Below are 12,412 nucleotides of genomic sequence, written 5' to 3' on the forward strand. Positions count from 1 at the left end.
TTCATCGGTCGCGGCTTTCTTCATGTGCCTCGTGAGGCCAGTCTCACGTGACGGAGTTCTTGTAAGCCTCGATCGTTTCCTGGAGCGTTGCCTGCTCGAACTGTTGTTGCGTCGAGGTGAGGAAGTAGAGTGACAGCGCCGGCGGCTGAACGATGGCAACCAGTGCCCGCAGCTGCAAGTCTTCGCTTTGTGCCGCCTGCTGTGCCAGCATGCGGGTGTGCTCTTCCACATAGGAGGCACGCGACGCGCGCTGCGGCGGTTTCACCGATTCCATCGCATAAGCTGCGGTTTGGGCTGAGACTGTGACAACCTGTGTCATGAGCGCTTTTCCAGATATTCCATAACGACATTAGCATAAACTACGGTTATCTATACATCTTTAAGTAGAATGAGTGTATTTGAATAAAACTCAATGGATCCCGGGTTTGTCCGAGAGGCCTTCTCTTGCGCCAGATCAATGCGCGGCCCGGCTGCCTCCCTCATGATGGCGGCAGATTGGAAGAGGAGCACAGACATGATCATTCTCGTCGGGTATGCGACGGTTGAAGGACAGACGCGCAAGATCGCGGACGCGGTGGCCACCGCCATCGAGGCACGAGGGGACCGGGCCTTGCTGTTCGACATCACTTCGGGTGGCGAATATGCGGTTGCCCATCCGGAAGCGGCGATCCTGTGTGCCCCCGTGCACGCGGCCCGTTACCCGGCAGCTTTCTCAGGTTTCGTGCGACAGGAGGCATCATGGCTGAACAGCGTGCCCTCGGCGTTTGTCTCCGTGTCGCTTCTGATCCGCAGCGAATTCGAGGAGGAGCGAGAGGAGGCCATGCACTTCCCGGACGCTCTGATCAGCGAGAGCGGCTGGCGACCGGCCATGATTCATCATGCCGCCGGCGCCTTGCGCTATACGGAATATGATTTCTTCAAGCGCTGGATCATCCGCCGCATGGCGGAGGTCGAGAATGCTCCGACCGATGTCAGCCGTGACCACGAATTCACCGACTGGTCGCTGCTCACGCGCTTCGTTGGAGATTTCCTTGCGGCGGCCAAGGCTTGACGGGCTTGTTCCAACCGGCTTGAACGACAGTGACAAGAGCCGTTTGAGCCGGAGGCATCCATGTTCCATATACTGCTGGTCGCAATCGGTGGCGCGACCGGGTCGGTGGCCCGCTACCTGACCGGTGTTGCCATGACGCGATTTCTCGGGACAGGCTTTCCCTGGGGCACCATCACCGTCAACATCGTCGGCTCGTTTGCGATCGGCCTCCTGACGGAGTTCGTGGCGCGCAAGCTGTCCGCCCCGATGGAGGTGCGCCTATTGCTCGTCGTCGGTTTTCTCGGCGGGTTCACCACGTTTTCGTCCTTCTCTCTCGACACCATGGCGCTGGCCGAGCGGGGTGCGATCTTAGCAGCCTTCGGATATGTCGCGGCCAGCGTGACGCTGTCGCTCGCGGCCGCATTTGGCGGCCTGGCACTGGGGCGCAGCCTGTTCTGAGCCCGGTCCCTGCATTTCCGCTTTCCCTTTCGGGCCGAAATCTACTAAAGGCACGGGATAAGTGGGTGGAGAACCCGAGCACGAAAGAATTCCCTGATGGCAGGCATCGAACATATCACCGTGGAAGCCGACGAGGCGGGCATGCGGCTCGACCGTTGGTTCAAGATCCACTACCCGGGTCTCGGCTTCGGCGCCCTGCAGAAACTGCTGCGCTCCGGGCAGGTGCGTGTGGACGGCGGCCGCGTCAAGACCGATGCCCGCGTACAGCCCGGCCAGGTCGTGCGTGTGCCCCCCATGGACGTCGACGCCAAGAAGACCGGCCCGATTGCAAGCCATGACCTCAAGCATGGCGACGACCACGAGCTTCTGTCGCGCATGCTGCTGCACGAAGACGAGAAGGTCTTCGTGCTCAACAAGCCGGCCGGGCTTGCCGTGCAGGGTGGATCCGGCCTCAACAGGCATATCGACAAGATGCTCGAGGCGTGGACCAGCAGGAAGGGCGAAAAGCCGCGTCTGGTGCACCGCCTCGACCGCGACACCTCGGGCGTGCTCGTTGTGGCCCGGACGCGTGGCGCTGCCCAGAAACTGACGGCCGCCTTCCGCGAGCGCGATACCAAGAAGATCTACTGGTCCCTGGTGAAGGGCGTGCCGCGCAAGCACGAGGACAAGATTTCGACCTGGCTGACCAAGGACCAGACCGATGAGGGCGACCGCATGCGGGTCTGCAAGCACGGCGAGGACGGCGCAGACCACGCCATCACCTATTACCGTGTAATCGACACCGCAGCCCAGAACCTCGCCTGGCTGGAGATGGAGCCTTATACGGGACGCACGCACCAGCTGCGCGTTCATGCGCTGCATATCGGCCATCCGATCATCGGCGATCCCAAGTATTTCGTCGATGATCACAACTGGGATTTCCCCGGTGGCGTCCAGAAGCGGCTGCATCTGCATGCCCGTCAGATCGACCTTCCGCATCCCAATGGTGGTCGCCTGAAGGTGACGGCACCGCTGCCGCCGCACATGGTCCAGACCTGGAACCTGCTTGGTCTCGACCAGCGCGACGGTGACAGGGACGGCGAATGAAGCTTGTTCTTTTCGATTGCGACGGCACGCTGGTCGACAGCGCGGGCCTGATCCATGAGGTCATGCGCCACACCTTCATCGCCTTCGGCAAGCCCGAGCCTGCCCTCGAGACGACCAAATCGATCATTGGCCTGACGCTCGATATCGCGATCGCCCGCATGGACGGCAAGCCGCATGCCGATGACGAGGCGGTCGCAATGGCGGCGCACTACAAGTCGATCTTTGCCGATGTGCGGCAGACCTCAGGCTTCGGCGAGACCATGTTCGACGGCATCCGTGAAGTGCTCGACGCGCTGATTGCCCGCGACGATATCTGGCTCGGCGCCGTCACAGGCAAGTCGCGGCGCGGATTGGAATTGATCCTTGAAGGCCAAGGCCTGACGCCCCATTTTCTCTTCTGCCGGACGGCGGATGACTGCCCCTCCAAGCCGCATCCGGCCATGGTCAACGAATGCTGCGACGAATCGGGCATCGCGGCACGCGAGACCATCGTGATCGGGGATGCGATCTACGACATGCAGATGGCGAAGGCCGCCGGCGCGACCGCGATCGGTGTCGCCTGGGGGTATGCCACGCCGGACGAGCTCTGGAAGGCCGGCGCCGATGCCGTGGTCGAACGACCCGCCGACCTTCTGGCCTATATCCACTAGGAGCCTAAGATGCGCGACGAACTCAATCAGGACATTTTCGGGACCTTTGTTCCGGAGCACAGCCACGAGGATCCCGTGCGCCGGGCGCAGATCCAGATGAAGCGTCCGCTTCCGAAGCGCTTCTACGAGAGCGTCGGTATTGATGAGCGCGACGGAGGATTCTCGATCACGCTCGATGGCAAACCGGTCAAGACGCCGGCCAAGAACCTGCTGCAGCTGCCGACCCGCGAGGCGGCCGAACTCGTGGCAGCGGAATGGGCAGGGCAGGGCGAACACATCGACCCCGCGACCATGCCGGTCACCAAGCTCGCCAACACGGCGATCGATGCCGTCTCCAATAGCCTCGCCGAAGTTTTCGACGAGATCGTCCGCTTCGCCGGTACGGACATGCTGTGTTACCGCGCAGATGGCCCGAAAGAATTGATTGACCGCCAGGCGGCCCGCTGGGATCCGGTTCTCTCCTGGGCGACGACGGCTCATGGCACCCGCTTCTTCCTGGTGGAAGGCGTCATGCATCAGGAACAGCCGGCAGAAGCGATTTCCGCCTATACAAGGGCACTTGAGCGTTATCGAGACGCTTTCCTGATTTCATGTCTCAACGTGGTCACGACGCTGACCGGCTCGGCGGTTCTGGCGCTTGCCTATGCCGACGGCGCCTGTGACCTTGATGAAGTCTGGTCGCTCGCGCATATCGACGAGGACTGGGCAGTCGAGCACTGGGGCACCGATGCCGAAGCCGAGGCGCGTCGCGACGCCCGATACGCCGAATATGCGTCGGCAGCCGCCCTCTTCCAGGCGCTTCAGCCGCAAAGTTAACCCTCCACTAACCATAAATGACGAATTGTCGGATTGGTCCAGAATCACCAGTCCGGGGTTGTCATGATCGCTCGCAGTCTCCGTTTCGCCGCAGCCATCGGGCTCCTTTTGGTGCTGGCATCGTGTACACTGCTGCATGGACGCAGCATCGACCGGCCACTGGTCTATTACGTTCGCAATGTCACCGTCATGGCCGATGCGCGGATCCCGCTCGACCTGATCGGCGGCATTGACCGCCGTGTGTCGGCAGCAATCGCAGCAACCCGGGCGCCTCAGGGTGCGGAACGTGTCGTGCTGCTGGTCAAGATCGACCGACTCGGCTTCGGCGAGGGGGCACGACGCCACCTGGCTCAAGCGAAGTTGACGGTGACGGCGACATCCGTCGAAACGGGTGAGCCGGTGGCGCAAGGGTCCTTCACAGTCAATAGCCCGACCGACGACTCGCGCTGGGTCCGCCAGGCGCTGGCCGAGGAAATCGCAGCCCGAATCCGTTTCGCCTTTTCGCTGACAACGCCCCGTATTCGCAGGGCCGCACCACCCGCCCGAACCATTTCGACGCGCCTCAAGACCGATCCGGCATCGTTGGTCGTGCCAAATACGTCTCCGGTTCCGCCGCGGGCCGCAGCCGCGCCGAAGGCTGCGCCGCAGAAGCCTGTCATTGCCGCGGCGCCGGTTGCTGCGACGCCACCTCCGCCAAAGGAAATGGCCGTCCCCCCGGTGGCTGCCACCACCCAGCCGACGTCTCCGAGAGCCCCGGCGCAACCCGCTCGGCGCGCGGCCGATATCGGCTCTGGAACGCCGGTGGAGCAGGGGGCAAGCGGTACGATCCGGCTTCGCGCCGAGTGCGATCCGGCTGTGACGTCCAACTGCACGGCAGCGCCGTGATCATCCCCGCGGCGCAAAGGCGCATCGCCGCGCCGCAGCCGTGATTGACTCGACACCGACCTCGGCCTAATCCTCGTCATGGATGGTTTCCGGACGGCAGAGATGCGGTCCGGAGAGCAAAAGGGAATGCGAAGGCGTGGACCCAGACCGGGCATGCCGAACGCAGCCGACCCCGCGACTGTATTGCAGCGAGGGTTCTCCATCCGCTCTGCCGTTTCAGGTGGTGACGGGTCGCAGGTGCGACCGGCTTCTCGAAAACGGCAGGACGGAAAAGCCACTGGGGTGGCAGCACGATCAGCCGGGGCAGGACGCCTCTTTCTCTACGAATCGTCCGCTCTTTCGTGTTGCCGGAACACCCTGGGAAGGTGAGGAGAATCCGACGGCTTTCAAAAGCCACGACCTGCGAGCCAGGAGACCTGCCATCCACGGGCATGGTGCCCACACTGGGGAGGTTTCCCCGTTGCCAGCACGGAGGTTGTCGTGGCGACGTATTGCATCAGCGGGTCCTTGAGGCCCCGCCGGTGCCGGGCCGTATTGTCGGTCCAGGCATCGATCCCTGTTTCGTGCATTCTGCATCCGTGTGGTGCTGCAGATCTGCATACGGTTGGAGGCGTCGGCACTCCATGACCGAATTCCATCCACGATCCATTCTGGTTCTCGGCGGCGCCCGTTCGGGAAAGTCGCGTTTTGCCGAAGGATTGGCCCGCGACACCGGCCTCGAGAAGATCTATCTTGCGACGGGCCGCGCCTGGGACGACGAGATGCGCGCCCGCATTGCTGCCCACAAAGCTGACCGCGCGGATGACGGCTGGACCACCCATGAGGCACCGCTGGACCTGATCGGCGCGCTGAAGACGCTCGATCAGCCGGACCGGGTCATTCTCGTCGATTGCCTGACACTCTGGGTCACCAATCTGATGATGGAAGAAGGCCGTGACGTCGACGCAGACGGCGGGGCACTCGCCGCCAGTCTCAGCGAACGCCAGGCCACCGTCATCTTCGTCTCTAATGAAGTCGGGCTCGGGATTGTCCCTGAGAACAGGATGGCTCGCGCCTTCCGCGACCATGCCGGTCGCCTCCACCAATCGATCGCCGCAAACGCGGCTGAAGTCTATTTCGTTGCGGCCGGATTGCCGCTGAAAATGAAGGGTTGAACCATGTTGCAGCAAAAGATCCCCGCCACCGTCATCACCGGCTTCCTCGGCGCGGGCAAGACCACCATCATTCGCAACATGCTGATGAATGCCGGCGGCAAGAAGATCGCGCTGATCATCAACGAATTTGGCGACCTCGGGGTCGATGGCGACGTGCTGAAGGGCTGCGGCGCAGACAACTGCACCGAAGACGACATCATCGAGCTCACCAATGGCTGTATCTGCTGCACCGTCGCCGATGATTTCGTGCCGACCATGCTGAAGCTGCTCGACCGAGACGTGAAGCCTGATCACATCGTCATCGAGACGTCTGGGCTTGCCTTGCCGCAGCCGCTGGTCGCCGCCTTCAACTGGCCGGATATCCGTACCCGCGTGACGGTCGATGGTGTCGTGACCGTGGTGGACAGCGCCGCAGTCGCCGCAGGCCGTTTTGCCGATGACCATGACGCCGTCGCCGCCCAGCGCGCCGAGGACGATAGCCTCGACCACGAGAGCCCGATCGAGGAACTCTTCGAGGACCAACTGACCTGCGCCGACCTCATCGTCCTCAACAAGGCGGATCTGCTGGATGCTGCCGGTATTGCCGCCGTGCGCGCCGAGGTGAGCGGTCGCACCAGCCGCAAGCCATCGATGATCGAGGCGAAGAACGGCGAGGTGTCGTCGCTCGTGCTGCTCGGGATCGGCGCCAGCACCGAAGACGACATCGCAAACCGCAAGTCGCACCACGAACTGGAGCACGAGGCATTGCATGCCTCGGGCGAGGACCACGACCATCATCACGACCACGACGAATTCGAAAGCTTCGTCCTGAAGCTCGGCGCGATCAAGGATCCGGCAGACTTCATCGACAGCCTGAAGCCGGTCATTGAGAAACACGACATCCTGCGCCTCAAGGGTTTCATCGACGTGCCCGGCAAGCCGATGCGCCTCGTCGTCCAGGCGGTCGGCACCCGCATCGACACCTATTTCGACCGCCCCTGGGCATCGGGCGAAAAGCGCGAGACCCGCATTGTCGTCATCGGCCTGCACGATTGGGATTTCGGCGCAGTGGTCGCCGACGTCCAGGCGGCGGCTGGCTGAGCCATGCATCTGCTTCTCGCCCAGAAGGGATCGATCAGCGACGGCGACGAGGCGATCGATCTCGGCCAGACGCCGGGAGACATCCTGTTCCTGTCGGCGGCCGACACGGAGCTGGCTGCCATCGCAGCCGCCGTGGAGGCGAGGGGCGAGCATAGGCTGAACTGGCGGCTCGCCAGCCTGATGACCCTGAAACACCCCATGTCGGTTGACACCTATATCGAACGCACGGCAAGGCATGCGCGGCTGATCGTGGTCCGGGCGCTGGGTGGCGCAAGTTACTTCCACTATGTCCTGGAAGCGCTCCATGCCGCTGCATGCCGCAATGGCGGGGCACTTGTCGTTCTGCCGGGTGACGACAAGCCGGATGAGGGTCTCACGCCTTTCCAGAGCTGTGCCGTCGACGACCGGCAAGCGCTCTGGACCTATCTGACGGAAGGCGGGGCCGACAATGCCGAAGCCTTCGTCTCCTATGCCGAGGCTGTGCTGGGCGAGGGCGACCGTCCGGAACCGGCGCGTCCATTGCTGAAAGCCGGCATCTGGTGGCCCGGCAGGGGCGTGATCGGGGTCGAGGAGTGGGAGAGGCTGGCGCTTGAAGCGCCCCTCTCTGGCCCGCAAGCCATCGTCCCCCTCTGCTTCTACCGCGCCCTCGTCCAGAGTGGGGAGACCGCACCCGTCGAAGCCATGGTCGACGCTTTGCAGGCGCAGGATCTGGTTCCCCTGCCGGTCTTTGTCTCGAGCCTCAAGGATCAGGTTTCGGTCGATACGCTGCGCGCCATCTTTTCCCGTTTCCCGCCGGCTGTGGTCATCAACACGACCGGCTTTGCCGTCTCCACTCCGGGCGCGGAGAAGCCGTCGACCGTACTCGATGAGACGGGTGCGGTGGTGCTGCAGGCGATCTTTTCCTCCTCGCCGCGCGCCACCTGGGAGAGCTCAACGCAAGGTCTCAGCGCACGCGATCTCGCGATGAGCGTCGCGCTGCCGGAGGTCGATGGCCGGGTGATGACCCGCGCCGTCTCCTTCAAGTCCAAGGCACGCTTCGACGAGCGGGTCGAGGCCAATCTGGTTAGCCACGAGCCTGATGCTGGTCGCATGCGCTTCGTCGCGGAACTGGCGGCCAACTGGGCGAAACTCCGGTCGACCGAGCCCGTCGATCGCCGGGTTGCGCTGATCATGGCCAATTATCCGAACCGCGACGGGCGCCTCGGAAATGGTGTTGGACTGGATACGCCAGCCGGCACAATCGAGGTCATGCGCGCCATGCGGGATGCGGGTTATGATATCGCTGGTCTGCCCGCCGACGGCGACGGGCTCATGCAGGCGCTGATGGTCGGGCCAACCAACGCGGCCCATGACGGACGTGTTGTTCGGGAAGTGCTTTCCATAAGCGATTACAAATGTTTCTTTGGCCTTCTTCCCAAAGAGGTTCAGGATCGCATCACCGCCCGTTGGGGCGCGCCGGAGAGCGATCCCTTCCATCTCGACGGGGCTTTCGCGCTGCCCCTGATGCGCTTTGGAAAACTCATGATCGGTATCCAGCCGGCCCGCGGCTACAACATCGATCCCAAGGAAAGCTATCACTCGCCCGATCTCGTGCCGCCGCATGGCTATCTCGCCTTCTATGCGTTCCTCAGACGGGAATTCGGCGCTCAGGCCGTGATCCACATGGGCAAACACGGCAATCTCGAATGGTTGCCAGGCAAGGCGCTGGCGCTGTCGGAGACCTGTTTTCCGGAGGCAGTGTTCGGCCCGCTTCCGCATCTCTATCCCTTCATCGTGAATGATCCCGGCGAGGGCACGCAGGCCAAGCGCCGCAGCTCCGCTGTCATCATCGACCACCTGACCCCGCCGCTGACGCGGGCTGAAAGCTATGGCCCGCTGAAGGACCTGGAGGCGCTGGTCGACGAATACTACGAGGCCTCGGGCGGGGATCCGCGCCGGCTGGTGCTCTTGAAAAAGCAGATCCTCGAGCTGATCGCCGATATCGGCCTCGATCAGGATGCCGGCATTGCCAAGGGCGAAGCCGAGGACCAGGCGCTGGAAAAGCTTGATGCCTATCTCTGTGACCTGAAGGAAATGCAGATCCGCGACGGCTTGCACATCTTCGGGCTCGCTCCGGAGGGACGGTTGTTGACCGATCTTGTCGTCGCGCTCGCGCGCGTGCCGCGCGGTCAGGGCGAGGGCGGTGATGCGAGTTTGCAGCGGGCGATTGCGGCCGACCTTCTCAAGACGGCAGGCTTCGATCCTCTCGACTGCGTCATGTCTGATCTGTGGACCGGTCCGAAGCCGGATCTCCTCGCCGACCTCACCGATGCCCCGTGGCGCACGGCGGGCGATACAGTCGAACGCATCGAGCTTCTTTCCGCCAAACTCGTCTCCGGCGATGTCGGCTGTGAAGACGGTTGGACCCGCACGCGCGCAGTCCTCGCTGAAATCGAGACGCGCCTCAAACCGGCCATCGTCTCCTCCGGTCCCGCCGAAATCCACGGTCTGCTGAAGGGTTTGGCCGGCGGTTTCGTGCCCCCGGGACCCTCCGGCGCCCCGACGCGCGGTCGACCGGACGTGCTGCCCACGGGCCGCAATTTCTACTCCATCGACAGCCGCGCCGTGCCAACACCGGCGGCTTACGAACTCGGCAAGAAATCCGCCGAGCTGCTGATCCAGCGGTATGTCCAGGACCACGGCGAATGGCCAACCTCCTTCGGCATCACAGCCTGGGGCACATCCAACATGCGCACCGGCGGCGATGATATCGCGCAAGGCCTGGCGCTTATCGGGGTCAAACCACTCTGGGACATGGCCTCCCGCCGTGTGACCGGCTTCGAAGTGGTTCCGATGGCGATCCTCGGACGCCCGCGTGTCGATGTGACACTGCGCATCTCAGGTTTCTTCCGCGATGCCTTTCCGGAACAGATCGCGCTCTTCGACAAGGCGGTGCGCGCCGTGGCAGGCCTCGACGAGGACGAGGGTGACAATCCGATCGCGGCGCGCGTGCAAGCCGAGATCGAGAAGCTGAAAGGCGAAGGGCTGGACGAGAAGCAGGCCGCACGGCGGGCCGGCTACCGTGTCTTCGGCTCAAAGCCGGGCGCCTATGGTGCCGGCCTCCAGGCCTTGATCGATGAGAAAGGCTGGCGCGACCGGGCGGATCTTGCCGAAGCCTATCTTGTCTGGGGCGGCTACGCCTATGGTGCCGGCGAGGAGGGCAAGGCGGAACGAGGCCTGTTCGAGGAGCGGTTGCGCTCGGTCCAGGCGGTGGTGCAAAATCAGGACAATCGCGAGCACGACCTGCTCGACAGCGACGACTACTACCAGTTCGAGGGCGGCATGACGGCGGCAATCGAGCACGTGGCGGGGGCTCGCCCGAAAGTCTACCACAACGACCATTCCCGGCCGGAAAAACCGGTCATCCGGAGCCTTGAGGAAGAGATCGGCCGCGTTGTGCGGGCCCGTGTCGTCAACCCGAAATGGATCGAAGGCATCATGCGCCATGGCTACAAGGGCGCTTTCGAGATCACGGCGACGGTTGACTACATGTTTGCCTTCGCCGCGACGACCGGGGCCGTGCGCGACCACCATTTCGAGGCCGTCTACCAGGCCTTCATCCTCGACGAGCGCGTGCGTGACTTCATGGCCGAGAAGAATGCACCAGCGCAAAAGGAGCTGGCGGACCGTTTGATCGAGGCAATCGACCGGGGCTTGTGGACGCCGAAGAGCAATTCGGCCAAGTTCACCCTCGTGGAGATGACGCAGGGAGAGCAGCATGCCTGACATTCAAACCGGAAAGTCGATGGCTCTGAGCGGCCATTGCCTGTGTGGCGGTGTTCGCTTCAGCACGCCAGGTCCTGTCCGCAGTTCCGGCCATTGCCATTGCGAAAGCTGCCGACGCGCGGCCTCTTCCCCTGTGACAACGTTTCTGACCGTTTCGCGCGACAGCGCCACGCTGGAAGGCGATAGCCTGCGCTTCTATGCCTCTTCGCCAGGTGTGCGACGCGGCTTCTGCGGCAATTGCGGATCACCCATGTCGTTTGAGACGGAGCGGCGGCCTCAAGACATCGATTTTTATGTCGCGAGCCTCGATGACGGGCTCTCCGTCCCCATTCGCGAGCACTGGCATTGGGACGAACGCGTGGACTGGTTGCGTGTCGCCGACGATTTGCCAAAAAGCGAGGGCGGCGTGTGACGAGCGGGATACGGATCGAGCTTGACGAGACCGAGGGAGAGGCCCTGACAGGGGCAGTCGACGCCATTCTGGACGAGGCGGCGGTCGCGATGGGTCATGCCTTCGAAAAGCGGAAGGTGCATCTGCGCGCCGTTGATGGCGAAGGAAACATCATTGGCGGCCTGGTCGGCGCGCATCTCCAGGGCTGGTTTTACGTCAAGCTGCTGGCGGTAGCGCCCGAGGCACGAGGCAGCGGTATCGGAGCGCGGCTTCTCGCCCGCGCGGAAGTGATTGCGCGCGATGAAGGCTCGGCCGGCATCTATCTCGATACGTTCGAGTTTCAGGCGCCAAGGTTTTACAAGCGCGAGGGCTACCGCGAAATCGGCCGCTTGCCGAAGATTGGCGCCGCGCCACAGCGGATCTGGTTTGCAAAAGAATTCAACGACACCGGGAGTATGACATGACCGAGGAAACCACTGCCACCGGCGAGGCAGATCTCGCCCGCCACGCGGAGAAGATGGCCAAGAAGAAGGCTGCCCGCGACAAGATCATGGCCACCAAGACCGGTGAAAAGGGTTTGATCATCGTCCATACCGGCAAGGGCAAGGGCAAGTCCTCGGCCGCCTTCGGGATGATCTTCCGCCACATCGCCCATGGCAAGAAGTGCGCCGTTGTGCAGTTCATCAAAGGCGCCATGTCGACGGGCGAGCGGGATATGATCCTCAAGCATTTCTCCGACTTGTGCGAATTCCATACCATGGGCGAGGGCTTTACCTGGGAAACGCAGGACAAGGCGCGCGACATCGCCATGGCAAAAGCCGCCTGGGAAAAGGCGAAGGAACTGATCCGGGATCCGGCAAATTCCATGGTGCTGCTCGACGAGGTGAACATCGCCATACGCTACGACTACATCGATCTCGCTGAGGTGCTCGAATTCCTGGCCACCGAAAAGCCTGACATGACCCATGTCGTCTTGACCGGCCGAAACGCCAAGGACGAGCTGATCGAGCTCGCCGATCTGGTGACCGAGATGGAGCTGGTGAAGCATCCCTTCCGCTCTGGCATCAAGGCGCAGATCGGGGTGGAATACTGAGAG

13 protein-coding genes and 1 riboswitch are annotated in these 12,412 nt (G+C 63.0%); of the genes, 12 read left to right on the forward strand and 1 reads right to left on the reverse strand.

All coding sequences use genetic code 11. The annotated features are described in order from the left end of the window. Window positions 1–43 precede the first annotated feature (43 nt). Window positions 44–319, reverse strand: coding sequence for a hypothetical protein (locus tag QTL56_RS03795; RefSeq protein ID WP_245136973.1), 276 nt, complete (start codon window positions 317–319; stop codon window positions 44–46). A 195-nt stretch (window positions 320–514) separates the two neighbouring features. On the opposite strand from QTL56_RS03795, the gene QTL56_RS03800 reads away from it, so the two are divergent. The 12 genes from QTL56_RS03800 to cobO all read left to right on the forward strand — a co-directional run bounded on the left by QTL56_RS03800 (window position 515) and on the right by cobO (window position 12,409). Then, window positions 515–1,051: a flavodoxin domain-containing protein gene (locus QTL56_RS03800; RefSeq protein ID WP_245136972.1), complete on the forward strand. Its 537-nt coding sequence runs from the start codon at window positions 515–517 to the stop codon at window positions 1,049–1,051. 60 nt (window positions 1,052–1,111) lie between these two features. Then, on the forward strand, window positions 1,112–1,489 hold the full coding sequence (gene crcB / locus QTL56_RS03805; RefSeq protein ID WP_245136971.1) for a fluoride efflux transporter CrcB: 378 nt from the start codon (window positions 1,112–1,114) through the stop codon (window positions 1,487–1,489). A gap of 96 nt (window positions 1,490–1,585) precedes the next feature. Beyond that, window positions 1,586–2,575, forward strand: coding sequence for an RluA family pseudouridine synthase (locus QTL56_RS03810; protein ID WP_229576335.1), 990 nt, complete (start codon window positions 1,586–1,588; stop codon window positions 2,573–2,575). After that, window positions 2,572–3,225, forward strand: a complete 654-nt coding sequence (locus QTL56_RS03815; protein ID WP_245136970.1) for an HAD-IA family hydrolase — start codon at window positions 2,572–2,574, stop codon at window positions 3,223–3,225. The genes QTL56_RS03810 and QTL56_RS03815 overlap by 4 nt, the downstream gene beginning before the upstream one ends. Window positions 3,226–3,234: 9 nt before the next feature. Next, on the forward strand, window positions 3,235–4,041 hold the full coding sequence (locus QTL56_RS03820) for an ATP12 family chaperone protein (protein WP_245136969.1): 807 nt from the start codon (window positions 3,235–3,237) through the stop codon (window positions 4,039–4,041). 63 nt (window positions 4,042–4,104) lie between these two features. Continuing rightward, complete coding sequence (locus QTL56_RS03825; protein WP_245136968.1) at window positions 4,105–4,926, forward strand: hypothetical protein; 822 nt, start codon at window positions 4,105–4,107, stop codon at window positions 4,924–4,926. A gap of 66 nt (window positions 4,927–4,992) precedes the next feature. Beyond that, window positions 4,993–5,364, forward strand: a riboswitch (cobalamin riboswitch). 185 nt (window positions 5,365–5,549) lie between these two features. Continuing rightward, window positions 5,550–6,080, forward strand: a complete 531-nt coding sequence (gene cobU / locus QTL56_RS03830; RefSeq protein ID WP_245136967.1) for a bifunctional adenosylcobinamide kinase/adenosylcobinamide-phosphate guanylyltransferase — start codon at window positions 5,550–5,552, stop codon at window positions 6,078–6,080. Window positions 6,081–6,083: 3 nt separating this feature from the next. After that, the gene (gene cobW, locus QTL56_RS03835; RefSeq protein WP_229576330.1) at window positions 6,084–7,160 is read left to right on the forward strand and encodes a cobalamin biosynthesis protein CobW; all 1,077 of its coding nucleotides are present in this window, start codon (window positions 6,084–6,086) and stop codon (window positions 7,158–7,160) included. 3 nt (window positions 7,161–7,163) lie between these two features. Then, window positions 7,164–10,925, forward strand: coding sequence for a cobaltochelatase subunit CobN (gene cobN / locus QTL56_RS03840; RefSeq protein ID WP_245136966.1), 3,762 nt, complete (start codon window positions 7,164–7,166; stop codon window positions 10,923–10,925). Continuing rightward, window positions 10,918–11,337 carry a GFA family protein gene (locus QTL56_RS03845; protein WP_245136965.1) on the forward strand — a complete coding sequence of 140 codons (420 nt, stop codon included), beginning with the start codon at window positions 10,918–10,920 and terminating at the stop codon, window positions 11,335–11,337. The genes cobN and QTL56_RS03845 overlap by 8 nt, the downstream gene beginning before the upstream one ends. A gap of 89 nt (window positions 11,338–11,426) precedes the next feature. Continuing rightward, window positions 11,427–11,780, forward strand: coding sequence for a GNAT family N-acetyltransferase (locus QTL56_RS03850; RefSeq protein WP_245136964.1), 354 nt, complete (start codon window positions 11,427–11,429; stop codon window positions 11,778–11,780). Next, entirely contained in the window at window positions 11,777–12,409 is a 633-nt protein-coding gene (gene cobO / locus QTL56_RS03855; protein ID WP_229576326.1) for a cob(I)yrinic acid a,c-diamide adenosyltransferase, read from the forward strand. Before QTL56_RS03850 ends, cobO begins: the two co-directional genes overlap by 4 nt. The last annotated feature ends 3 nt before the right edge of the window (window positions 12,410–12,412 follow it).

Source organism: Peteryoungia algae (genome assembly GCF_030369675.1).
Lineage (GTDB): Bacteria > Pseudomonadota > Alphaproteobacteria > Rhizobiales > Rhizobiaceae > Allorhizobium > Allorhizobium algae.

Bases quoted from the DNA above. Each gene is read 5' to 3' on its own strand.
- QTL56_RS03815 (WP_245136970.1), top strand. From the start codon at position 2,572: ATGAAGCTTGTTCTTTTCGATTGCGACGGCACGCTGGTCGACAGCGCG.
- cobW (WP_229576330.1), top strand. From the start codon at position 6,084: ATGTTGCAGCAAAAGATCCCCGCCACCGTCATCACCGGCTTCCTCGGC.
- QTL56_RS03825 (WP_245136968.1), top strand. From the start codon at position 4,105: ATGATCGCTCGCAGTCTCCGTTTCGCCGCAGCCATCGGGCTCCTTTTG.
- QTL56_RS03820 (WP_245136969.1), top strand. From the start codon at position 3,235: ATGCGCGACGAACTCAATCAGGACATTTTCGGGACCTTTGTTCCGGAG.
- cobN (WP_245136966.1), top strand. From the start codon at position 7,164: ATGCATCTGCTTCTCGCCCAGAAGGGATCGATCAGCGACGGCGACGAG.
- cobU (WP_245136967.1), top strand. From the start codon at position 5,550: ATGACCGAATTCCATCCACGATCCATTCTGGTTCTCGGCGGCGCCCGT.
- QTL56_RS03800 (WP_245136972.1), top strand. From the start codon at position 515: ATGATCATTCTCGTCGGGTATGCGACGGTTGAAGGACAGACGCGCAAG.
- QTL56_RS03850 (WP_245136964.1), top strand. From the start codon at position 11,427: ATGGGTCATGCCTTCGAAAAGCGGAAGGTGCATCTGCGCGCCGTTGAT.
- crcB (WP_245136971.1), top strand. From the start codon at position 1,112: ATGTTCCATATACTGCTGGTCGCAATCGGTGGCGCGACCGGGTCGGTG.
- cobO (WP_229576326.1), top strand. From the start codon at position 11,777: ATGACCGAGGAAACCACTGCCACCGGCGAGGCAGATCTCGCCCGCCAC.
- QTL56_RS03795 (WP_245136973.1), bottom strand. From the start codon at position 319: ATGACACAGGTTGTCACAGTCTCAGCCCAAACCGCAGCTTATGCGATG.
- QTL56_RS03810 (WP_229576335.1), top strand. From the start codon at position 1,586: ATGGCAGGCATCGAACATATCACCGTGGAAGCCGACGAGGCGGGCATG.
- QTL56_RS03845 (WP_245136965.1), top strand. From the start codon at position 10,918: ATGCCTGACATTCAAACCGGAAAGTCGATGGCTCTGAGCGGCCATTGC.